Origin of the sequence: Acinetobacter higginsii, assembly GCF_000369845.1 — a bacterium.
Lineage (GTDB): Bacteria > Pseudomonadota > Gammaproteobacteria > Pseudomonadales > Moraxellaceae > Acinetobacter > Acinetobacter higginsii.
Window position 1 is genome coordinate 1 of sequence record NZ_KB850216.1, and the last position, 22,153, is coordinate 22,153.

At 41.7% G+C, this 22,153-nt stretch carries 17 protein-coding genes and 2 rRNA genes; 10 read left to right on the top strand and 9 right to left on the bottom strand.

Annotated features, from left to right (window positions below):
* The first annotated feature begins 108 nt into the window (after positions 1 to 108).
* The 3 genes from F885_RS06860 to F885_RS06850 all read left to right on the top strand — a co-directional run bounded on the left by F885_RS06860 (position 109) and on the right by F885_RS06850 (position 10,549).
* Positions 109 to 3,000 (top strand): 23S ribosomal RNA (locus F885_RS06860).
* A gap of 205 nt (positions 3,001 to 3,205) precedes the next feature.
* Positions 3,206 to 3,320, top strand: a 5S ribosomal RNA gene (rrf, locus tag F885_RS06855).
* A gap of 218 nt (positions 3,321 to 3,538) precedes the next feature.
* Positions 3,539 to 10,549, top strand: a complete 7,011-nt coding sequence (locus F885_RS06850) for a beta strand repeat-containing protein (protein WP_005319189.1) — start codon at positions 3,539 to 3,541, stop codon at positions 10,547 to 10,549.
* Positions 10,550 to 10,879: 330 nt separating this feature from the next.
* Here the strand turns inward: F885_RS06850 and F885_RS06845 are convergent, their stop codons facing one another.
* Positions 10,880 to 11,215 carry a protein tyrosine phosphatase family protein gene (locus F885_RS06845; RefSeq protein WP_004804274.1) on the bottom strand — a complete coding sequence of 112 codons (336 nt, stop codon included), beginning with the start codon at positions 11,213 to 11,215 and terminating at the stop codon, positions 10,880 to 10,882.
* 123 nt (positions 11,216 to 11,338) lie between these two features.
* Between F885_RS06845 and F885_RS06840 the strand changes: the two genes are divergently transcribed.
* Genes F885_RS06840 through F885_RS06825 form a run of 4 tightly spaced genes read left to right on the top strand, consistent with a single transcriptional unit; the run spans position 11,339 to position 13,622 of the window.
* A complete protein-coding gene (locus tag F885_RS06840; RefSeq protein ID WP_005319191.1) occupies positions 11,339 to 12,235 on the top strand; it encodes an alpha/beta hydrolase in 897 nt (298 codons plus the stop codon).
* Entirely contained in the window at positions 12,236 to 12,673 is a 438-nt protein-coding gene (gene trxC, locus F885_RS06835; protein WP_004655931.1) for a thioredoxin TrxC, read from the top strand. It begins immediately after the preceding gene.
* Position 12,674: 1 nt separating this feature from the next.
* Positions 12,675 to 13,088 carry an acyl-CoA thioesterase gene (locus F885_RS06830; protein ID WP_004655929.1) on the top strand — a complete coding sequence of 138 codons (414 nt, stop codon included), beginning with the start codon at positions 12,675 to 12,677 and terminating at the stop codon, positions 13,086 to 13,088.
* Between the two features lie 54 nt (positions 13,089 to 13,142).
* Positions 13,143 to 13,622, top strand: coding sequence for a GAF domain-containing protein (locus F885_RS06825; protein WP_005319193.1), 480 nt, complete (start codon positions 13,143 to 13,145; stop codon positions 13,620 to 13,622).
* A 54-nt stretch (positions 13,623 to 13,676) separates the two neighbouring features.
* Here the strand turns inward: F885_RS06825 and F885_RS06820 are convergent, their stop codons facing one another.
* The 3 genes from F885_RS06820 to F885_RS06810 all read right to left on the bottom strand — a co-directional run bounded on the left by F885_RS06820 (position 13,677) and on the right by F885_RS06810 (position 15,245).
* Entirely contained in the window at positions 13,677 to 14,180 is a 504-nt protein-coding gene (locus F885_RS06820) for a nuclear transport factor 2 family protein (protein ID WP_005319195.1), read from the bottom strand.
* A 67-nt stretch (positions 14,181 to 14,247) separates the two neighbouring features.
* Positions 14,248 to 14,742 carry a DUF4442 domain-containing protein gene (locus F885_RS06815; RefSeq protein ID WP_004804285.1) on the bottom strand — a complete coding sequence of 165 codons (495 nt, stop codon included), beginning with the start codon at positions 14,740 to 14,742 and terminating at the stop codon, positions 14,248 to 14,250.
* Between the two features lie 14 nt (positions 14,743 to 14,756).
* Positions 14,757 to 15,245 carry a YajQ family cyclic di-GMP-binding protein gene (locus F885_RS06810; RefSeq protein WP_004655922.1) on the bottom strand — a complete coding sequence of 163 codons (489 nt, stop codon included), beginning with the start codon at positions 15,243 to 15,245 and terminating at the stop codon, positions 14,757 to 14,759.
* Between the two features lie 90 nt (positions 15,246 to 15,335).
* Between F885_RS06810 and F885_RS06805 the strand changes: the two genes are divergently transcribed.
* Positions 15,336 to 15,650: a rhodanese-like domain-containing protein gene (locus tag F885_RS06805; protein ID WP_004804287.1), complete on the top strand. Its 315-nt coding sequence runs from the start codon at positions 15,336 to 15,338 to the stop codon at positions 15,648 to 15,650.
* Positions 15,651 to 15,735: 85 nt separating this feature from the next.
* Here F885_RS06805 and mnmC read toward each other — a convergent pair whose 3' ends face one another.
* From mnmC to F885_RS06785, 4 genes are read right to left on the bottom strand one after another with little or no spacing between them, the layout of a single operon-like run.
* On the bottom strand, positions 15,736 to 17,646 hold the full coding sequence (gene mnmC / locus F885_RS06800) for a bifunctional tRNA (5-methylaminomethyl-2-thiouridine)(34)-methyltransferase MnmC2/FAD-dependent 5-carboxymethylaminomethyl-2-thiouridine(34) oxidoreductase MnmC1 (protein ID WP_005319197.1): 1,911 nt from the start codon (positions 17,644 to 17,646) through the stop codon (positions 15,736 to 15,738).
* Between the two features lie 17 nt (positions 17,647 to 17,663).
* Positions 17,664 to 18,122, bottom strand: a complete 459-nt coding sequence (locus F885_RS06795) for an SH3 domain-containing protein (RefSeq protein WP_004804289.1) — start codon at positions 18,120 to 18,122, stop codon at positions 17,664 to 17,666.
* A gap of 3 nt (positions 18,123 to 18,125) precedes the next feature.
* Positions 18,126 to 18,428 (bottom strand): YciI family protein, encoded by a 303-nt coding sequence (locus F885_RS06790; RefSeq protein ID WP_005319199.1) that lies wholly within the window; start codon positions 18,426 to 18,428, stop codon positions 18,126 to 18,128.
* Between the two features lie 24 nt (positions 18,429 to 18,452).
* On the bottom strand, positions 18,453 to 19,064 hold the full coding sequence (locus tag F885_RS06785) for a septation protein IspZ (RefSeq protein WP_005319201.1): 612 nt from the start codon (positions 19,062 to 19,064) through the stop codon (positions 18,453 to 18,455).
* A gap of 45 nt (positions 19,065 to 19,109) precedes the next feature.
* Between F885_RS06785 and F885_RS06780 the strand changes: the two genes are divergently transcribed.
* Positions 19,110 to 19,973 (top strand): PHP domain-containing protein, encoded by an 864-nt coding sequence (locus F885_RS06780; protein ID WP_005319204.1) that lies wholly within the window; start codon positions 19,110 to 19,112, stop codon positions 19,971 to 19,973.
* 136 nt (positions 19,974 to 20,109) lie between these two features.
* Here the strand turns inward: F885_RS06780 and F885_RS06775 are convergent, their stop codons facing one another.
* Positions 20,110 to 21,003, bottom strand: a complete 894-nt coding sequence (locus tag F885_RS06775) for a LysR family transcriptional regulator (protein ID WP_005319206.1) — start codon at positions 21,001 to 21,003, stop codon at positions 20,110 to 20,112.
* Between the two features lie 103 nt (positions 21,004 to 21,106).
* Between F885_RS06775 and F885_RS06770 the strand changes: the two genes are divergently transcribed.
* Positions 21,107 to 22,153 (top strand): aldo/keto reductase, encoded by a 1,047-nt coding sequence (locus tag F885_RS06770; protein WP_005319209.1) that lies wholly within the window; start codon positions 21,107 to 21,109, stop codon positions 22,151 to 22,153.

The window sequence follows — 22,153 nt, forward strand, 5'->3', positions numbered from 1 at the left end:
TTAGATTGAAGCTGTATGGTGATTAAGTTCACAGACAACGAATAGTAGCAATTAAGTTTGCAACGATAACACTCACTTGTATGTGTTAACGACTGTTTGGGGTTGTATAGTCAAGTAATTAAGTGCATGTGGTGGATGCCTTGGCAGTCAGAGGCGATGAAAGACGTAATAGCCTGCGATAAGCTCCGGGGAGGCGGCAAATATCCTTTGATCCGGAGATTTCTGAATGGGGGAACCCACCCGCTATAAGGCGGGTATCATAAGCTGAATACATAGGCTTATGAAGCGAACGAGGGGAAGTGAAACATCTCAGTACCCTTAGGAAAAGAAATCAATTGAGATTCCCTTAGTAGCGGCGAGCGAACGGGGAGCAGCCCATTAAGTTGTGTGTGTTCTAGTGGAACGCTCTGGGAAGTGCGAACGTAGAGGGTGATATTCCCGTACACGAAAGGGCACACACAATGATGACGAGTAGGGCGAGGCACGTGAAACCTTGTCTGAATATGGGGGGACCATCCTCCAAGGCTAAATACTCCTGACTGACCGATAGTGAACCAGTACCGTGAGGGAAAGGCGAAAAGAACCCCTGTGAGGGGAGTGAAATAGATCCTGAAACCGCATGCATACAAGCAGTGGAAGCCGACTTGTTCGGTGACTGCGTACCTTTTGTATAATGGGTCAGCGACTTATATTCAGTAGCAAGGTTAACCGAATAGGGGAGCCGTAGAGAAATCGAGTCTTAATAGGGCGTTTAGTTGCTGGGTATAGACCCGAAACCAGGCGATCTATCCATGAGCAGGTTGAAGGTTGGGTAACACTAACTGGAGGACCGAACCCACTGTCGTTGAAAAGCCAGGGGATGACTTGTGGATAGGGGTGAAAGGCTAATCAAGCCTGGTGATAGCTGGTTCTCCCCGAAAGCTATTTAGGTAGCGCCTCGGACGAATACCATTGGGGGTAGAGCACTGTTTCGGCTAGGGGGTCATCCCGACTTACCAAACCGATGCAAACTCCGAATACCAATGAGTACTATCCGGGAGACAGACTGCGGGTGCTAACGTCCGTAGTCAAGAGGAAAACAATCCAGACCGCCAGCTAAGGCCCCAAAATCATAGTTAAGTGGGAAACGATGTGGGAAGGCATAGACAGCTAGGAGGTTGGCTTAGAAGCAGCCACCCTTTAAAGAAAGCGTAATAGCTCACTAGTCGAGTCGGCCTGCGCGGAAGATGTAACGGGGCTAAAACTATGTGCCGAAGCTGCGGATTTGACTTTAAGTCAAGTGGTAGGGGAGCGTTCTGTAAGCCGATGAAGGTGTATTGAGAAGTATGCTGGAGGTATCAGAAGTGCGAATGCTGACGTGAGTAACGACAAAACGGGTGAAAAACCCGTTCGCTGAAAGACCAAGGGTTCCAGTCCAACGTTAATCGGGGCTGGGTGAGTCGACCCCTAAGGCGAGGCCGAGAGGCGTAGTCGATGGGAAATTGGTTAATATTCCAATACTTCTGTGTAATGCGATGAGAGGACGGAGAAGGTTAAGTCAGCCTGGCGTTGGTTGTCCAGGTGGAAGGTTGTAGGCATGTATCTTAGGCAAATCCGGGGTACTCTATGCTGAGAACTGATAGCAAGCTGTACTTGTACAGTGAAGTGGCTGATACCATGCTTCCAGGAAAAGTCTCTAAGCTTCAGTTACACAGGAATCGTACCCGAAACCGACACAGGTGGTCAGGTCGAGTAGACCAAAGCGCTTGAGAGAACTCTGCTGAAGGAACTAGGCAAAATGGTACCGTAACTTCGGGAGAAGGTACGCTGCTGACGGTGATGGGACTTGCTCCCTGAGCTATTGGCAGCCACAGAAACCAGGCCGCTGCAACTGTTTATTAAAAACATAGCACTCTGCAAACACGAAAGTGGACGTATAGGGTGTGATGCCTGCCCGGTGCTGGAAGGTTAATTGATGGGGTTAGCGTAAGCGAAGCTCTTGATCGAAGCCCCAGTAAACGGCGGCCGTAACTATAACGGTCCTAAGGTAGCGAAATTCCTTGTCGGGTAAGTTCCGACCTGCACGAATGGCATAATGATGGCGGCGCTGTCTCCAGCAGAGGCTCAGTGAAATCGAAATCGCTGTGAAGATGCAGTGTACCCGCGGCTAGACGGAAAGACCCCGTGAACCTTTACTGCAGCTTGACATTGAACTTTGACCTTACTTGTGTAGGATAGGTGGGAGGCTTTGAAGTTAGAACGCTAGTTCTAATGGAGCCGTCCTTGAAATACCACCCTGGTAATGTTGAGGTTCTAACTCTGCCCCGTAATCCGGGGCGAGGACCATGTCTGGTGGGTAGTTTGACTGGGGCGGTCTCCTCCTAAAGAGTAACGGAGGAGTACGAAGGTGCGCTCAGCGTGGTCGGAAATCACGCGTAGAGTATAAAGGCAAAAGCGCGCTTAACTGCGAGACCCACAAGTCGAGCAGGTACGAAAGTAGGTCTTAGTGATCCGGTGGTTCTGTATGGAAGGGCCATCGCTCAACGGATAAAAGGTACTCTGGGGATAACAGGCTGATACCGCCCAAGAGTTCATATCGACGGCGGTGTTTGGCACCTCGATGTCGGCTCATCTCATCCTGGGGCTGAAGCAGGTCCCAAGGGTATGGCTGTTCGCCATTTAAAGAGGTACGCGAGCTGGGTTTAGAACGTCGTGAGACAGTTCGGTCCCTATCTACCGTGGGCGCTGGAAATTTGAGAGGATCTGCTCCTAGTACGAGAGGACCAGAGTGGACGAACCTCTGGTGTACCGGTTGTGACGCCAGTCGCATCGCCGGGTAGCTATGTTCGGAAGGGATAACCGCTGAAAGCATCTAAGCGGGAAGCCTACCTCAAGATAAGATTTCCCTAGGAATTTATTCCTCTAAAGAGCCGTTCGAGACTAGGACGTTGATAGGTTGGGTGTGGAAGCACGGTGACGTGTGAAGCTGACCAATACTAATTGCTCGTGAGGCTTGACTATACAACACCCAAGCAGTTGTATATAAAGCTCAATTCGATTCAAAACCAAACAGTCAGAAGTGAAAACAACTGATTGAACTTGATTTAGTGAAGAAACTAGTTACAATACCGACTCAATAATCTAATCCGTTAATAACTCTTTGGATAGTAAGTAAGGCATGTAGTGAATACACTACGAATAAGACCCGAAAGCACCACAACAGTTTGCTGGCGACAATAGCAAGAGTGAACCACCTGATCCCTTCCCGAACTCAGAAGTGAAACCTCTTAGCGCTGATGGTAGTGTGGCACTTGCCATGTGAGAGTAAGTCATCGCCAGCTTTTAAATCTAAACACCCTCAACCTAACGGTTGGGGGTGTTTTTTATTGCGGGGAATTTTTAGACAAAAATAACAGATATTAATGTTAAGCAGTTCACTTTCCTAAGGAATAAAGCTGGTATTACGAATTGATAAAATATATTATTTCGAGTAAATTTTTGTACAAAAGTCTTAATCGTATTGTAAGGCTAAATATTAAATAAGATGGAAATTATTGTTATGACATATTTCAAGGGTTTAAAAAAAATCGGGGTAAATACGACAGTATTAGCAACTTCTGTTGCATTGGTCGCTTGTGGTGGAGGGGGTGGTGGCTATTATGGGAATACGGGTTCTAGTACAGATTCGGGTAATTCTGGTAATCCTAGCACGCCAACAACGACGAAAGAGGTTGCTGGGGTTACACTTCAATTAAGTAAAGGTACCTTAAAAGTTCAAGGGGATGAACTGGTTATTACAGCGAAGGCAGTAGATAAAGATAGTGGTGGTGTTGCGGGGGCCAAGATTAATCTAAATATTAAGGATGGTGAGAAAAATGGTGCTACCAGTGATGCTTCAACTAAAACAACAGGTGATGATGGAACTGTAACATTTACTGTAAAATTAAATGGTTCTAACAAAAATTTGACAGAGCTTGTGTTTACAGCAACTGTTGTCGATACCAAAATTCAAAACCAAATTAAAGCAACAGTAACAGGAGCAGGAACTGTTGTTCAAAGTCAATATGAGTTGAAATTTGATGATGTGAGTCCTTTACAGGTTTCTGGAGGAGAAACTGTTATCCGTATTAGGACATTAGATACGAATGGAGGTGGTGTTCCTAATGAAAAAGTCGCTCTTAATGTAAAAGATTTTAAAACAAATGGCGTAACAATCAAAGGCGCCTCTAGCGCTGTAACAGATAATGAAGGTTATGTTTCATTTACTTTAGCATTACCTCAAGGTAAAGAGGCAGATCGTCTTGCTTTAATTGCATCTGGTATTGCTCTTGAAGCGACGCTAACAGAGCAGTCTGGCGCAGTAAAAACGCAAATTTCTACAGCTCAGGTTGTGTCAGTTAAAAGTGTAATGAGTAGTCTTTCATTATCAACTTCATCGAATAATAAAGTAGATGCTATTGGTGGAATGATCGAAGTTGAAGCAACGGCTAAAAACCCGGAAGGTCTTGCTGTTGAAGGTAAAGACATTAGCCTAAAATTAGATGATTTAGCGATTGAGTATGGCGCAAAATTAATCACCCCGACTGTAAAAACTGATGCTAATGGTAAAGCGAAGTTCACAATTAAAACAGAAGCTAATAGTTTAAACCCAACGGGGCAATTATTAGTTAATAATGGGATTAAGATTTCGGCAACATCAATAGATGGCTCTGTTGTTACACAAACAAGTACGATTTCTGTTGTATCAGTTGCAACGGAAAGTGTTTCTTTTTTAAATGCCGTGAGCTCTAATTCGATTGATGTGAGCGGTGGACAAGCGATTGTTACTGTAACTGCGAAAGATGCGAAAGGTGGTGCAGTTGCGAATAAACAAATTAGTCTGACGGTACCAAATAGCCAAAGTAATGGATTAACTATTGTTGAAGGTTCTAAACTCAATACAGATAATAATGGTCAAGCTCAGTTTACAGTAAAATTTGATAAAAATAGTGTTTCACTGAATGACCTTAATAACTTGGTAAATAATGGCGTTACTGTTGCGGCAAGTTATACGACAGTTAACAATAACGTATTAACGCAAACGACTAGACTTAATTTTACTAATAAAAATGCCATCTTAGAGAAAGATGTCCAACGTTTAGAGTTAACAGCAAGTAAGGGCGTTGTTTCTGCTAAGAATGATACTGTACAAGTTAAGGTACGTGCGATTAGTGCAGATGGTGGTTTTGTTGCAAATAAATTAGTGACGCTCGGCCTTGCCTCTGCAGTGAATGAAAATGGAGTCACAATTGGTGGTGACAAAGCAATTACTCAGAAAACAGATGCAAGTGGTTATGCAACCTTTACATTGAATGTTGATGCTTATAATCAGCAATCAATTGATAATCTTGTGCAATCAGGTATTACCATTGCCGTTGGTACAACGCTAGCGGACGGCTCTTCTGTTAAACAAAATATGCAAATTATGGTGGAGGCTGCACCATTACAAGCTGTTGATGTGAGCTATTTGAGTATCAGCTCTGATTCAATGATTAATACCAATAAAGGTCAAACCACTGTAACAGTCCGTGCTGTCGATCGGAATGGTGGCGTATTAGCGAATCAAGATATTACTTTAAATATTGATAAAGCCAAAGAATATGGTTTAACGATTATTACAGGCTCAAAAGCCAAGACAAATGCTCAAGGTGAAGCGACTTTTGTAATTCAATATGATGGTCTAGTAACAGATGCAAGCATTTTGAGTCTGTTAAAAACTCAGGGCGTATTGTTAACGGCGACATATCAACCGACTATTGGTGCAGCGATTACTCAAACATCTTATGTTCGTTATTACGATCAGACCAGTGATGTTGATGTCAAACAGCTTTCGATTTCTTTGGCCAAAGGTGTCGCTGTCGCTTCGAATGATATTTTTGAAGTTGCTGTTAAGGCTGTAGATGAAAATGGTCAGCCGATTAATGGTCGTAAAATTAATCTTACCCTATCAGATATTGCTAAAAACAATGGGGTACAAATTGTCACAGCACCAGCAAAAGTGACTGAGAATGGTGAGGCGAAATTTACCATTCAGCTCAAAGCTCCAAATACGGACGCAGTCAATGCTTTGGTTGCTGCTGGGTTATTGATCACGGCAACGGCTCAGCAAAATAGTGGGACAAGTATTTTTCAAACAGCAAAAGTTATGGTTGCTGCTTCAGTTCAGGGAACAGTTGATGTTGCTTATCTTGCTATTGAGCAGCTCGATGCAATTAATGTTGCCAATAATGCAGAAAGAGTTATCACTGTTAGGGCTTATAACAGTAGCGGTGTTGCGCTTGCGAATAAAGACATTGTCTTGAACTTACCGCAATTTACAGGAATCCGTATTAAAGAAAACTCGATACTGACGACTAATGCTGCTGGTGAAGTCAAGTTTACCGTTGTATATGATCCATCTAATCTTTCAGACACGGATAAAACCAAACTTATACAAGATGGTTTAGTTATTAACGCCAATTATAATAATGTTTCTCAAACCGTTAAGCTTGCATATTTTGAGTCCGCTAAAAATATTCAACGTATGGATTTAACTGTTGATGAGCCTGTACTTGTGGTAGCCTCAAAGGTAGCACAGCAGGTGAAAGCAAAAGTTACATTAAAAGATGATGCTGGTAAACCAATTGCTGGGCGTCAAGTAACTTTAGCGATTAACCAAGAAGAGTTGCAAAATGGTGTTGCTATTGATGGTGCACTACAAGGATCAGGAACATTTACGGTATCTACCGATGTAAATGGCCAATATGAGTTTACTCTGTTTGTCAATCCTAAAGATGTTTCTGCTGTCTCTGCATTAGTTAGTTCAGGGGTCAATATTACGGCTTCTGCTATACAAGCAGATGGTACAAATAAGACTCAAAATACCAAGGTTAATATCTTATCTCAAGCTGTAGTAAATGAAGTTGGTTATCTAACTTTAAAAAACTCAAATGATATTAAAACAACGGGTGGTTCATCAACAATTACAGTCAGTACATTTAATAGTAATGGAATGGCTTTAAGCGGTAAAGTTGTTAAATTGGCATTAAAGAATGTTCCAACAGGCTTGGATATTCAGCTTGATGCAGCGACGAATACGACAAATGCCAACGGAACTGCAAATTTTGTTATAACTTATAAAGCCCCTAAAGTTTTAACTCCTGAACAGATCAAAGGACTGTTAGCGGGTATTCAAGTTGTTGCTAGTTATACCAATAGTGCAGGAGTGGATACGACACAAAACCTGACTCAACAATTTATTGTAGATCAAGTGAATATCCAGCGGATGGACTTGGTCGTTGATCAACCTAATCTAATTCTAGATAAGACATCTTCTAAAACAGTAGAGACGACAGTTACACTTAAAGATAAAGATGGCAATCTAATTAAAGATCGCCAAGTGACTTTGGCAATTGATAACTGGGCCGTTGATAATAATATTATTAAGAATAGTCTTAATTTTAAAGATGTTATTGGTGGTTTAACTGTTGTTAAAACTGATGATAATGGGCAGGCCAAAGTATTATTGGAAGTAAATACAACGACTAAAGAAGCTGTAGATGCTTTGGTGGCTTCTGGAATTAGTCTGAGTGCTATAGCAGTACAAGGTGATGGTACAGGAAGCATTTCCCAAAAAACTCAAATTACGGTCAGTTCAGCTGCAACTTTAAATGAGATTAGCTATTTAACGACAGACAATACGAAAGGTGCCTTAAAAACAACTGGCGACTCGACCAATATTATCGTAAAAGCCTTTAATAATAAGGGGAAAGCGATTGCTGGAAAGCTGATTAAACTGGCTTTGAATAATGTACCAGCAGGTTTAAATATCAAAGTTACACCGTCAAGCCAAGTGACGGCAGCAGATGGTTCTGCAAACTTTGCGATTAGTTATACCGCACCAGCCAATTTAACAGCTGAACAAATCAAAGGTCTGTTAGCTGGGATTCAAGCTACTGCGACTTATACGTCAGAAGCAGGTACAAATATCACGCAAAGCACAGTATTACAATTTGTGGCAGATGATGCTGAGATTGCGAAAGATGCACAACGTATTGAGTTGCTGACATCAAAAGGGATTGTTTTTGCGGATAATGATACTTTCACCTTTACCACAAAAGTATTTGATAAAGATGGTAATCCACTCAAGGATAAATTAGTTGGCTTTGGCTTGAATGCGGCAGCTGTTGCAAATGGTGTCACTTTTGTTGGCGCAGCAAGCAAAAAGACCAATGCCAATGGCGAGGTTACTTTTACAATTAATGTAAAAGCAGCCAATGACCAGATGATTGAAAACTTGGTTGCCAACGGGATTACACTTGCAGCATCTGTAGTGCAAGCCGATGGTTCTAAACTCAGTCAAACAACGCAAGTAATGGTAAAAGCGCCAGCTGCGAAAGATGTTACAGCATTAACAACATCACTTTCGCAGCCATCGATTTCTGTATTAGGTGGCGCAACTGTTGTGGCAGTTAAAGCAACTGATACCAATGGCGGTGTTTTAGCAAATAAGGAAATTGATTTTGGCTTAGCATCAGGTTTAAGTTCACGAGTCAAAGTAGATAAGACCAGTGCGACCACCAATGCAAATGGTATCGCTTATTTTACTGTGACGGTAGAGAATGGTGATGACATTGATCGACTGTTGGTTGAAAAAGGTATTACCTATGCTGTTTCAACCTATAACAATAATAGTACGTCACAACCTGTTGTTACACAAATTGGTAAAGTGAATATCTCTGTTCCAACAGAAGCAATGAACCTCACCATGAATACCTCGAAAGATGATTTATTGGCTACAGGCGATACTGCAGATGTTTTTGCCAAATTGATTGATAATACGGCAACAGGGATCAAGAGCTATCCTGTAACATTTACTGTGATTGATTCTGCATTAAATGGTGTGACGATCAATGGCCAAGAAACGGCTGTTATTACAACTGACACAAGTGGTAATGCAAAAGCGAGTTTGAAACTTACTAAAGTTACAGGTAAACAATATACGGACTTATTGGCAAATGGCGTCACTGTTCGTGCTTCAATTACTTTACCGAATGGGGTCGTCCGTACCCAAACAGTTCATTTTAATGTGAATGAGGTTTTCAGTAAGTATCACCTCGTTTTCAGTAATGTGAGCAAATCACAAATGGATGTCAATGGAGATAAATCCATTGTGACGGTAGCACTTTTAGACCAAAATAATCAGCCTGTACGTAATCAAGATGTTACCCTTGCAGCGAATAACTCTGCTGGACTAATTATTGGAAACCCAGGTAGCAGTGCACCAAGTAATACAAGTGGTACACCGCAAACAGTCAAAACGGATTCAAATGGGAATGCATTCTTCTCTGTTGCTATTGATGGCGCAACGGTTGATAAGCAATTATTATTGGCAAGTGGCATTGAGTTGACTGCTAGCCATACTGATGAAAATAGCGCTAAAGCTACACAAGTTTATCGTATTGGTACGGTAGATAATTCCGGTACACCAACCCTGCAACCTGCTCGCTATAGTTTGCGCTTAGCATCTTCTAAACCAACCATGAATGTACGTGACGATACTGCTGATGTCACCATCACTTTGGTTGATGCGAACGGTGGTGGTGTTGCAGGCCAATATGTGGCTTTGAGTATTGATGACTTAGCTCGTAATGGCGCTATTATTGTTGGTCCATCAGGATTAACAACGGATACGAATGGTCAAGCTGTTTTTAAAATTAAAGTCGATGAAACAACACGTCGTAATTACACGGCTGTTGATTTCGTCAATGATGATTTACATTTGACTGCGCATTTCAACGAAACTGGACGTATTGAAGCAACGCAGATTTTTGCAATTGATATTGTGCCAGCGGTTGTACAAACTCCGAAAGCATCGATTGTGATTGGTGTTAACCCAACGGAAGTTGCTTCATCAAATGATGGGGTGTATTACACCAAGAATTTGTCTGTCAGCGTGGTTGATTTTGATGGTAAGCCATTGGCAAATCAAACGGTGACCCTGGATGTGACTCCACTGACTTATATCAAAGGTCGTAATCTATGGGCTTTAGCGCCAGTTTCAGGTGCTGCACCAAGCAAAAAATGGGTGTTTGCAAATGAGCCGTATTTTAATCTAAGTGCTCCAAATATTTACTTGGATTCTAATGGTAAACCAATGAATAACATGGGTACGCCAACTGACTTTACAGATGATATTGCTGCGAGTACAACTGTGAATAATGTACATGCTTGTGTTGCGGATCCAAATGGTACTGCTGTTGGTGTGAATAATACACCTGTTAAAGTTGTTACATTTGTAAGTCAATCTGGAAATACTCAAAATACATTTACTACCGATGCAAATGGTAAGTTTGACTTTGCAATGCGCTATCCAAAAATTTACGCACAATGGCTGAATGTACAGATCGGTGCTTCATCTACAGTTGCATCATTGCCGAATAGAACCACTTATAATTTAGGTTTAGCACCTTTAGCGAATGATTATTCAAGTGATGGTACTTATTCTCCAAATGAGGTTAGTCCGTATGGAACATCATTCACTTGTCCATAAGGCTTAGTGAAAAAAGGGAGCTTTCGAGCTTCCTTTTTATTTCTGCAATCTTTTTTGAATGGGAAATAAATGACTAAGAAACCCCTCAAAAAAGCTCTTAACCTAAGCAAAGATAAAAAAACAGCACTTCGGTGCTGTTTTTTATAAACTTGTACCCACACTCACCGTCGCTGTCGGGCGAACTTGGAAAGAACTACAAGCTGAGATAGAGAGAATACATAACAGGACAATAGCGAGTTTTGACATGGTTCTTGATCTATTGAAAAAGAACCATCATCTTATAAAAACAAAGGTTTAACTATTTGGATCAGGTAATAAAATGTAATGAATTTAATCGTCCAGTAAATCCATTTGTTTAGCAATCTGATATAAATTATTTGAACGGTTACCCGTACGACAGAACATTAAAATTGGTTTTGGCAGTTCATTATAATGATTGGCGAATGTACGGACATCGAGTTCAGTGATTTGCCCAGCAACAACTGGTTGATAGACATAGTCTAGACCTGCACTGCGCGCAGATTCTTCAATTTGGGCACTTGTAGGTTGTTCGGGACCACCTTCCAGATCTGGACGGTTATTAATAATCGATTTAAATCCTTTTTCAACCACTTGCTCAACATGCTCAGGGCCGATTTGACCTGCAAAACCAACATTCTCTGTCATCTTGTCACTCCAAAAACAAACAAAACATTTTATGCTCTATCATAGCATTAAGCTCGATCTTGAGTTTAAATGTCTGTATTAAATAAATGATGATAAGTAAAAGATAAGGGCAATGGAGCGCGCATGCATACCTACACTGTTGAGCCGTTGTATGTTCCAAGTGGCGATGAAACCATCGCTGCAGATTTTTATCTGCCTAAAGCCAATACCAAAGCTGCTGTGATTATCATGGCGCACGGTTTTGCAGGTTTGCGTCAATTTAAACTGGTTCAATATGCACAGCGTTTTGCCCAAGCAGGTTATGCAGTCATTTTATTTGATTATCGTTATTGGGGCGGCAGTACAGGGAAACCACGTGAATTGGTTTCACTCAGTGCTCAGCTTGGTGACTGGAAAACCATTGTTCAATATGCCTCAAATTGCAAGCTGATTGATAGTCGACGGATTATTTTATGGGGAACCTCACTTAGTGGTGGATATGCCTTAAGTCTAGCAACAGACCTGAAAAACATTCAGGCGGTCATGGTACAAGTCCCCTATGTTGATGGTGCTGAGACGGCCAAGCTTTACCCTTTGCAACGTTATCCCGAAGCATTAAAGCGTTCCAGTCAGGATTATATGGGCTCTAAGATGGGCTTGGCACCTAAAACCTTACCTGTGGTCGATCAATTTCGGCTGTGTTTCCTACAGACCTCAGATAGTTACTACGGATATCACTCGATTGTAAATCCAGATTACTACTGGAGTGGGGAAGTTCCTGCGCGGGTCTTCTTTAATTTAATGCGTTATCGACCAATCCAGTTTGTTCGTAAGATTAATATCCCTGTTTTATTTATTGCAGCAAAGCATGACACTTTGATTCCAATCGAATCGAGTCGGGAAGCTGCGACCAATATTGCGCCATTTGTGAGCTATCATGAGTGGGAAATGAAACATTTTGATGTTTATCATGGTTCTTGGTTTGAAAAAGCAGTCACAACCCAATTAGAATTTTTACATCAACATATTGGAGTGATGTAGATGATTATTGTCTGTGCATCATGTGGTGCAAAAAATCGTGTACCCGAAGAAAAATTAGCGGTTCATCCTAACTGTGGACAATGCCATAAAGCGTTATTGCCTTTAGAGCCGATTGAACTCAATGAACAAAATTTCAGTAACTTCATCAGCAATTCAGATCTGCCAGTATTGATCGATCTATGGGCAGAATGGTGTGGTCCTTGCAAGATGATGGCACCACATTTTGCTCAAGTGGCAAAGCAAAATCCCTATGTGGTTTTTGCCAAAATTGATACCGAAGCCAATCCACGTTTAAGTGCTGCATTTAATGTGCGGAGTATTCCGACTTTGGTCTTGATGAATAAAACCACTGAATTGGCGAGAATCAGCGGGGCATTACGTGCACCCGAGTTACAACAATGGCTAGACCAGCAATTACAGCAACACCAAGGACATTAACATGAGCGAACGCCCAACTCATCCAGAAGGGACATTATCACTACAAAACATTGCCATGCCAGCAGATACCAATTGGAGTGGTGATGTTTTTGGCGGCTGGATTGTCTCTCAGATGGATCTCGCAGGAGCGATTCATGTTGAACGTTTTAGTAAAGGTCGTTGTGCGACGATTGCGATTAATCAGATGACCTTTTTGGTACCTGTTAAGGTCGGGAATGTGATTAGCTGTTATACCAAAATTTTGAAAGTTGGCAGTAGTTCTGTACAAGTCCAAATTGAGGTATGGAACAGTCATGATGATTCGCGTGAGCCAGTGCGTATTACCGAAGGCGTATTTACCTTTGTTGCGGTGGATGTGAATGGCAAGAAACGCTTGATTTCAGAAGAGATTAAACAGGCATTTGCAGCAAGCTAAGTTCTCTTTTATCGAGTGAATGAAGCCAAGACTATTTTTGATTTGGAATGAAGCATGGCAGAAGAATTAGTTTTGCAGCAAGGCCATAAGGCCGAGCAATATCAAAGTATCCTTCCTCAGATTCAGGCAATTGTTGAAGATGAAAGCGATGTGATTGCCAATCTCGCCAATATATGCGCGGCGTTAAAACAGCAATTTGGCTGGTTTTGGATTGGCTTTTATCTAGTCAAAGACAATGAATTGGTTCTAGGACCATTCCAAGGCCCAATTGCCTGTACCCGTATTGCCAAAGGTCGTGGCGTATGTGGTGCGGCATGGCAACAGCAGCAAGTGATTGTCGTGCCAGATGTAGATCAGTTCCCAGGACATATTGCCTGTAGTTCTGCCTCAAGATCGGAAATTGTTTTGCCGATTATGAAGGCTGGGGAATGTGTGGGCGTGTTGGATGTCGATAGTGATGAACTGAATCAATTTGATCAGATTGATGCAGAATATTTGCAAGAGCTGATGCTGATCATTGAAAAATTTATTTAAGTCTTTAAAAAATAAAGCCCAAATCAGTTTGGGCTTTATTTTTTTGTGTGCTGTTTAGAACATGGTATTGGAATTCTGGCTCTTTTCAGGAATATTCTGTATCACATCCCAATGCTCTACAATTTTTCCATTTTCTACACGGAATATATCAATAATCGCTCGGCCTCGATCGCTGTCATTCTCTGTAGAATGCACATGCAGGACGACTAAATCTCCTTCAGCAATTGCTTTCTTGATGACATTCTTTGCCTGAGGGTTATTGCTAAATTTTTGGCTAAAGAAGTTTACAAAAGGTGCCTTACCGTCAGGTACATTCGGATTGTGTTGAATATATTGATCCCCAATATAACGATCGGCATATTGTTTCACTTGGTGTTTCAAGAAAACACCTTCATAAAAATCAGTGACAATTTTCTTATTTTGTTCAGCTAAAGAAGGGATCTGTTTTGAGAGCGTTGGAGCTGAAGAATCAGCAGCGAGCACTTGACTAGAATAGGTTGCTAGATTGAGTGCGATAAAAAAATGAGAAAGCAGAAGTATTTTTTTCATTTTTAGCATCAGAACACAAAGAGTGATCTTTGCATCCTGATGCTAATACTGCCACTAGAATAGTCTAGGTCAGTTATTATTTTTTACGTTTTGGTAACCAAGCCCAAAGCATTTGGCATTGGATTGGTTCATTACCTGAATCATCAATCACGGTCACCGGCACCAATAACTCGCCTTTATCATTATCGGCAATAAACTTTTGTTGATCTGCTGATAATGTTGCAGTTGCTGTTAAACCGCCTTGAGCAACTTTTAAATAGTCAACATGCAATGATTTGATCAACAAAATCCGATCATCTGGTACATGTAAACCGGTTAAAAAGCCCGTTGCCGTTTCAGACAATAAAGCCATCGCAGCCGCATGAACGCCTTTAATATGATTTTGCATATTGCGTTGGTTTTCAATGCGAACAGTGACGTGGTCTTTATCCACTTCTAAATAGCGAATATTTGCTGTTCCAACCATCGGAACCACACGACCAAAAGCTTTGCTCCAGAGCGTGCTACGGATTCCTTTCGGAAATTTAGAAGTGGTTTTAACCAGCTTATAAAGGCGGTTATCTTTTGCCATAGTGAACCTATTGCTTAATCTTTGAAATTATTAAATTGCAGTGGCAGACCAAATTGTTGTTCACGTAAAAAGTTCATGACTTGTTGCAAAGTATCGCGCTTTTTATCCGTGACACGGATTTTGTCTCCTTGGATAGAAGATTGCGCTTTGATGCCACTTTCTTTAATGGCTTTATTAATTTTTTTTGCAGTATCTGAGTCAAGTCCATCTTTCAGCTTGATCACTTGCACGACATTTTTACCAGAAGCTGTGGCTTTTTGCGGATCTAAAGCTTGTACATCAATTTTACGTTTATAGAAGTGATTTTCAAGCATGGTATAAACTTGCTCACATTGGAAATCGCTTTCAGTTGAGATTTTGATTTCTTTATTTTTCTCATTTAACTCAATTGAAACGTCTTGTCCACGAAAGTCAAAACGTGTTGCGATCTCTTTTTCTGTATTTTGTACAGCGTGATTAACTTCAAATAACTCTAATTCAGAAACAATATCAAAAGAAGGCATGGTTAGACCTTTACAAAGGGAAAGAATATTTGAGATGCTAAGGGGGTTTTCTTCATTTGCCAAGTGTTGTTTACATCAAAGGAGTGCACAATGATCCGTAAACAAGAAATTACAACATTTGAGTTCCCAGAAGGCGCTGTCATCTGGGATGTCCGAGATACCAAAGCGTATACAGAGGCTCATGTTAAAGGGGCGGTGAATCGTCCAATTACTGATATCACTGCGGATAGTTTGACTCAAGTTGCAGCGGATCAGCCGATTTATATTTTATGTGGTGGCGGAAGTAAAGCACCGCGTGCAGCAGAACTGTTAGACGGTATGGATGGTTCTCGTGAATATGTTGTGTTAATGGGTGGCACACGCGCAGCGCGTGATGCAGGCTTGCCTTTAGAACAAGGCGCTTAAAGCACTCAAAAGATTGGCCAAAATACAGCTGTATTTTGGCCAATTCAAAATTTTAGATGTCAGTTATTTTAAAATTAAAAGATATTTAACCAGAATAATACGGTTTTTTTGCTTTAATCTTCTTTTGAAAACGCTGTGGATTGAGTTTATCCAATAATGATTGTGGAATTGGACAAAGTTCTCCGAGTACTAAAGCCGCTAATACTTCGCTACACAACGGCGCAAACAAGAATCCCTTTGAACCTAAACCTGCAAAAGTATAGATTTGCTGGTGATTTTGCATTTTTCCAACTAGAGGAAAGTAATCCAGACTTTGTGCACGCACAGATGCACGGCCTTGCCATGTTTCAGTGGATGGAAGCTGTTGCGCATATTCAGGGAAGACACTGTGGATAAGTTCGTAGTTATGCACATGATCTTCTGCTAAAACTTCAACATCGTCTCGATTGGGATAAAAAGATGCACCTAGAATCAATTGAGCGGCATCCAGTTGCATACAATAACCGCCATAACTATAGGCTTGATCTAGAGCTAAAGCTTGTTCGCGATTCTCAACCCAGCTGACTTGTCCACGAATTGGTTTTAACACGGGGTAGTTTTCAAACAGCTCAGCACTTTGCTTGGCACAACACACAATCACATCATCGGCTGTTGCGATGAGCTGTTGATCTTGCCAAAGCTCTGTTTGGTTGTCTGCGCTATTTAAGCGAGAAATTTTTGCCTTTTCGATTTTGATATTCGGATGGTGCAAAATTTCATCACGCAGTTGCTGTGGAGAAACTGCACCAGCCTGATGTAGCGTCAAGCTTGGATAATCAGTTTCAGGTATTGCATCTTGCTGATCTTGAGTGGATAACACGCCCGAAGGATACTGTTCCGCTAAGCTGAGTAATTCATCCGCATTTTTTAAAGCTATTTGTTGGACTTGAATGGGTCTAAATGCTTTGAATCTAGGATAAAAATTCAATGCATGTTGCCAGCTTAGGGTCATCAAATGTTCATGAGCTTGTTCAATTGGACACAGCTTAGGATTGAGTAGCGCAAGGGGATTGCCTGATGCGCCTGAGAGCGGCTCATTTTGCTCGTAAACGGTGACTTGATGACCACGTTGAGCAAATGCCCATGCTGTGCTTAAACCAGCGATTCCAGCGCCAATGATGGCAATTTGACGAGGTCTTGAATTGGAAGCCGTTGGTGCTAGTTTAGATTGAACCTTAATTTCTGGTGCTGCATCAGTAGAATCGGTTAGCGCTTGTGACGAATCAGACCAAATAGCTTTTAACATTTCACGTTTATGACCGAAACCTCGTGGGCGACTAATGTGTACGCCATGTTGTTTCAGTCCACGTTTCAGCACACCGGCAACACTAAAGGACGCAAAGGTCGTTCCAAACTCAGATAAACGCACGATGTGATTGAGTACATTTTCCTGCCACATATCTGGATTGCATGATGGAGCAAAACCATCGAGAAACCATGCATTCACGGCTTGAGTCTTCGGGATACTTGGAAAAATATCCTGAGCATCGCCCAACCATAAATCAATACTAAAACGTTCTTCAGGAAAGCTTAAGCGGTGGCAGCCCGCGATAGGCAGGGGATATTGTTGAATCAGCTGTTCTGCAAGTGGCTTAAGTTCAGGCCAGACATTCAGTGCACGGATTAGATCCGCTTTATTCAATGGGAATTTTTCAACACTGATGGCATGTAAGTGACTGTGATTATCTGGACGAACCTGCTGCCAAAGTTGCCACAGGGTCAGAATGTTTAAGCCCGTACCAAAACCTGTTTCACCCACACAAAAGCATTGAAAATCTTTTAGTTCTGCTAGTCGTTCAGTTAGGTCATTACCATTTAAAAACACATGGCGTGTTTCAAGTAAACCGTTATCTTTGGAAAAGTAGACATCGCCAAATTGTTTAGAAATGGGAACTTCAATACCATCGACCAGTTCCCAGTCTAATTCGGCTGTTTGTAATTTTGCAGATTGAGACATAAATAAAATGTTGGGATTTACCACTGACGACGACGTTTAGTGTGAACATAACTGGCAATTAAGAAGCCGAGAATGACACCCACAGCAATGGTCATTGCGCCATATAAAAACATTTGCGCACTGCGTTCACTTTGTAATACTTGAACTTGTACGGTCAGGTTGTCATTTTTTAACTGTAATTCTTGGTTCTGCGAAAGAGCTTCTAAATTGGCATGTTCAAGTTGTTTCAAGCGGCTGGCTTGATCTTGAATCATGGCTTTGACTTTTGCATCTTGCTGCTGTTTGGCTTTGGCAATTTGTTCAGCGGTCAAAGGCTTGGCTGCTGCGGTAGTTGCATTGACTGGCGCAGCAGTTGTGGCATTGGGTTGCACTGGGGCTGTGTTGGCTGCTGGAGCCGCAGGTGTTGCTGGCTCAACCGCCCATGCAGGAGAACTAAATAAACATAAAGCCAATACGCTTTTTACGACAACTTGCATGATTTACCCTTTTGGAAAAGCTTTGTTGAAAGGTTTTACCTCAATATTTGAGTAAATCCCTTCTTTTAAAAATGGCTCTTCCTGAATCCAAGCATCTAAGGATTCACGACTATCAAACTCGACAATCATAGTACTGCCAAAAAAACCAGCTTGTGGATCATTTGGATCTTTCGGATGTGCACCTGCCGTAATTAAACGTCCTTCATCATCTAACTTTTGCAGACGTTCAATATGTTGCGGTCGGGTGGCTAAACGTTTTTCCAAAGTACCTTCGCGATCAGTACAAGTCAGCACAAAATATGGCATGGCAGTAGCTCGATGATTTAAAATCTATTCAGTGGTTTTAAAATGCTTTCTTAAGAAAAACAGTATAGCAGCTAGGTAACTGATAGAAACGATAATATCGCCGAAAGCGGTGAATTCGCCCCAATATTTTCCTTGCATGTAGACAAAACCAAAGAAGAAATGCAAAGCCGCAAGCAAAAAGAATTGTCCACACCACGCCCAGTTCAATTTGAGCCAACCTTTAGGGCTAAGCTCTAATAACGAGCCTAAAAGTTTTTGGATAATTGGCATACGTTCTTTATTAAAGAGTGGCGTCACCAGAAAGCCTAATCCAATACCAATATTGATGATGATCGCCTTCATTTTAATATAGGTCACATCACTAAAGATCAGGGTAATTCCACCAAAAACCACAGACATTAACACGATAAACCACTGCATTTTTTCCAATTTAAATTTTTGGAAAAAGAACAAGCAGCTATAAACCACTAAGGTTGAAATGAGTAGCGCACATGTTGCAACAAGGATATGATTTTGATCGAGATTTCCAGAGCTACCCACCAACTGTAGCAAAGGATGATGACTATCTTTAGGATCAGTGGTTTTATAGAAATAAAAGAAGATAATAATTGGAAGATAGTCGAGCAACGCTTTCATGTTACAGTACGATGATGAAATAGGTCAGATAGCATAATACAAACCATGTTCGGTGTCGATTTACACACACATACACTCATTTCCGATGGTACCTTCTCTCCTGAGCAACTGGTACAGGCTGCGGTCGATTTAAAAATCCACACCCTTGCAGTGACAGATCATGACACTATGGATGGTTTGTTGCGTGCTCAAGACTATGCACAAACACATGATATTCAAATCATTTCTGGCGTGGAAATTTCCAGTCAATGGTCTCGACCAAATACCAAGAAGAGTTATGGTGTACATATCGTTGCCCTGAATATGCAAGATGAAGCGCCGATCAAGGCGATGCTGGAGCAACAGAAAAAAGTCCGTGCCGAACGGGCAAAAGTGATTTGTCAGCTCTTAGAAAAATGTATCGATTTTGATATCTATCCTGATGTGATTGCCCAAGTGGATGGGGAAGCAGATCGTGTCACTCGAACCCATATTGCTAAAGCCCTAGTCGAAAAGAATATTGTCAGTCGCCCACAGCAGGCTTTTGACCGTTTTCTGAAAGAAGGTAAAAAAGCCTTTGTGAAATTTGAGGGAATGGGTTTAAAAGAAACCATTGATGTGATTCATGCCAGTCAGGGATTCGCCGTACTTGCACATCCGACACGATATGACCTGTCTGCCACCAATATCCGTTATTTGATTGAATTATTTGCCGAGTCGGGTGGCGATGCAGTGGAACTACCACCAAGTATTGAACCTGCTTCGACACGTCAAATGGTCGATCGTATGATTCAACAGTTTGATTTAGCTGTTTCGATCGGCAGTGATTTTCATGGCGAGAATATGCCGTGGATTAAATTGGGACAGACACCACGTCTTAAAGAGGGGCAGAAAGGGATTTGGGAAAGCTTTAAACCATCGGTGATATGAAAAAATTAGAACTTTGCCTCATGCTTGTTTTTTTCATGCTGCTTGCATGGGGTGCGCAATGGCTGTTTCATGGTTTTGCAGGAATGTCATAATCAATATTGCAAGGTGAAAATTAGTCTGACGTACTAAAGTTTTATTATTCACGCTGCTCAAAGTAATCGATTAAATAATCCAAAAAGCGTTGAACTTTAGGCGCGATCAGCTCTCGATGAGGAAATACTGCATAAATTGCCGTTGTTTCAACAGGATAGTCAGGTAGAACTTGTACTAATCTTCCTGAAGCGAGATCTTCAGCCACATGCCAGATCGAATGATTGGAAATGCCAAGACCTGCTAAGGCCGCTTGCCGAACGCCTTCACCGGAGTTGGTTGCAAAATATCCCTCGACATGAACCTGTTCAACCTGACCTTCTGCATTGATCAAATGCCATTGATCGGTCAGACCATGACCATGTTGTTGCAAGATACAACGATGTAACTTCAGATCGGACAAGGTTGTTGGCACACCATATTGTTGTAAATAGGTGGGAGAAGCACAGAGTAAGCGTTGATTTGTACTCAACCGTTTGGCAATCAAGCTTGAGCTTTTTAATTGACCAATGCGAATGGCCAAGTCCATACCTTGCTGAATCAGATCGATGTTTTGGTCATTCAGATCTAAATGAATTTTCAGTTCAGGGTGCAATAGCGCAAACTCGGCAATCACAGGCATCAAAACTTTTGTGCCAAAGGTTGCGGAGGTGGTAATCCGAAGTGTACCTGTGAGCGGCCGATCTTTAAGCTTTAATGATTCTTGCAAGTGAATAAAATCAGCAATCCAATGTCGACCATGTTCAAGTAAAACACGACCCTCATCGGTTAAGGTCAGTTTCCGCGTGGTGCGATGAAACAAGCGCAATTGTAGGTTTTGTTCTAAGCGCTGCAATTTCTGACTGGCAACTGACACCGAAATATTAGCGTCCTGAGCGGCTTTACTGATTGAACCTAAGTCTGCCACTCGAATAAAAAATTGAAAATCTTCTGTATTCATTATCAATAAAATCAGAAAAGTATTTCTTGATTATCGTGGTTTTTCCAATAGATCCCTAGGGGTATTTTTGTATCTAAGCCATCATATGTTTAAGAGACAGATCATGAAATATCATTTTTTAGGAAACTCGGGTTTAAAGGTTTCAGCGTTGGGATTTGGTGCAGGGACCTTAGGTGGGCAGGGACAAATCTTTGCTGCTTGGGGACAAGCCAGCCAAACTGAAGCCAACCAGATGATTCGCGCTGGTTTAGATGCAGGCATTAATTACTTTGATACAGCAGATGTGTATTCAGATGGAGAGTCTGAACGAATGTTGGGTAAGGCACTTGCATCAGAACGGCAGCATACTATTATTTCGACCAAAATCGGTATTCGTAGTTCAGAGCATCTAAATGATGCAGGATTTAGTCGGCATTATTTATTGTCCGCAGTTGAACAGTCATTAACTCGCTTGGGAACGGATTATATTGATGTATTACAGCTGCATCAGTTTGATAGTTTTACTGCATTGCCTCAGTTAATGAAAACTTTAGATGAGTTAGTGCGTAGTGGTAAAGTCCGTTATATCGGGGCGTCTAATTTTGCAGGCTGGCAACTGATGAAAGCCCAAGCGATTGCTGAACAATATGGCTATGAAAAGTTTGTGGTGAATCAGGTCTATTACTCATTGATCGGTCGTGATTATGAATGGGAGCTGATGCCCTTAAATGATGACCAGCAGATTGGTGCGGTGGTATGGAGCCCTCTAGGCTGGGGCAGATTGACGGGGAAATTTGATCGGGAGAATCCGATTCCAGCACAAAGCCGCTTACATGATACCGTGCAATTTGCGCCGCCAGTGAATGAAGTGCATCTCTATGCTGTGATTGAGGTGTTAAAACAGATTGCAGCAGAAACTGGCTATACGATTCCGCAAATTGCCTTAAATTGGTTATTACAGCGCCCAACGGTATCCAGTGTATTGATTGGCGCGCGTAATCAAACTCAACTGCAAGATAACCTTGTTGCCAAAGATATTCAGTTATCGATTGAACAGATCGAACGTTTAAATCAGGTCAGTGCTGTCTATCCGCCTTATCCTTATTATCCTTATTGGAATGGACAGTTTACCGAACGTTTTAAGTCTATCGTCTCGTCACAATTTATTTAA

What these genes read in the sequence shown, in the direction of transcription:
- F885_RS06770 (WP_005319209.1), top strand. Translation starts at nt 21,107, where the DNA reads ATGAAATATCATTTTTTAGGAAACTCGGGTTTAAAGGTTTCAGCGTTG.
- F885_RS06815 (WP_004804285.1), bottom strand. Translation starts at nt 14,742, where the DNA reads ATGGCAAAAGATAACCGCCTTTATAAGCTGGTTAAAACCACTTCTAAA.
- F885_RS06825 (WP_005319193.1), top strand. Translation starts at nt 13,143, where the DNA reads ATGGCAGAAGAATTAGTTTTGCAGCAAGGCCATAAGGCCGAGCAATAT.
- F885_RS06795 (WP_004804289.1), bottom strand. Translation starts at nt 18,122, where the DNA reads ATGCAAGTTGTCGTAAAAAGCGTATTGGCTTTATGTTTATTTAGTTCT.
- F885_RS06805 (WP_004804287.1), top strand. Translation starts at nt 15,336, where the DNA reads ATGATCCGTAAACAAGAAATTACAACATTTGAGTTCCCAGAAGGCGCT.
- F885_RS06820 (WP_005319195.1), bottom strand. Translation starts at nt 14,180, where the DNA reads ATGCTAAAAATGAAAAAAATACTTCTGCTTTCTCATTTTTTTATCGCA.
- F885_RS06840 (WP_005319191.1), top strand. Translation starts at nt 11,339, where the DNA reads ATGCATACCTACACTGTTGAGCCGTTGTATGTTCCAAGTGGCGATGAA.
- trxC (WP_004655931.1), top strand. Translation starts at nt 12,236, where the DNA reads ATGATTATTGTCTGTGCATCATGTGGTGCAAAAAATCGTGTACCCGAA.
- F885_RS06850 (WP_005319189.1), top strand. Translation starts at nt 3,539, where the DNA reads ATGACATATTTCAAGGGTTTAAAAAAAATCGGGGTAAATACGACAGTA.
- F885_RS06810 (WP_004655922.1), bottom strand. Translation starts at nt 15,245, where the DNA reads ATGCCTTCTTTTGATATTGTTTCTGAATTAGAGTTATTTGAAGTTAAT.
- F885_RS06830 (WP_004655929.1), top strand. Translation starts at nt 12,675, where the DNA reads ATGAGCGAACGCCCAACTCATCCAGAAGGGACATTATCACTACAAAAC.
- F885_RS06790 (WP_005319199.1), bottom strand. Translation starts at nt 18,428, where the DNA reads ATGCCATATTTTGTGCTGACTTGTACTGATCGCGAAGGTACTTTGGAA.
- F885_RS06785 (WP_005319201.1), bottom strand. Translation starts at nt 19,064, where the DNA reads ATGAAAGCGTTGCTCGACTATCTTCCAATTATTATCTTCTTTTATTTC.
- F885_RS06845 (WP_004804274.1), bottom strand. Translation starts at nt 11,215, where the DNA reads ATGACAGAGAATGTTGGTTTTGCAGGTCAAATCGGCCCTGAGCATGTT.
- mnmC (WP_005319197.1), bottom strand. Translation starts at nt 17,646, where the DNA reads ATGTCTCAATCTGCAAAATTACAAACAGCCGAATTAGACTGGGAACTG.
- F885_RS06780 (WP_005319204.1), top strand. Translation starts at nt 19,110, where the DNA reads ATGTTCGGTGTCGATTTACACACACATACACTCATTTCCGATGGTACC.
- F885_RS06775 (WP_005319206.1), bottom strand. Translation starts at nt 21,003, where the DNA reads ATGAATACAGAAGATTTTCAATTTTTTATTCGAGTGGCAGACTTAGGT.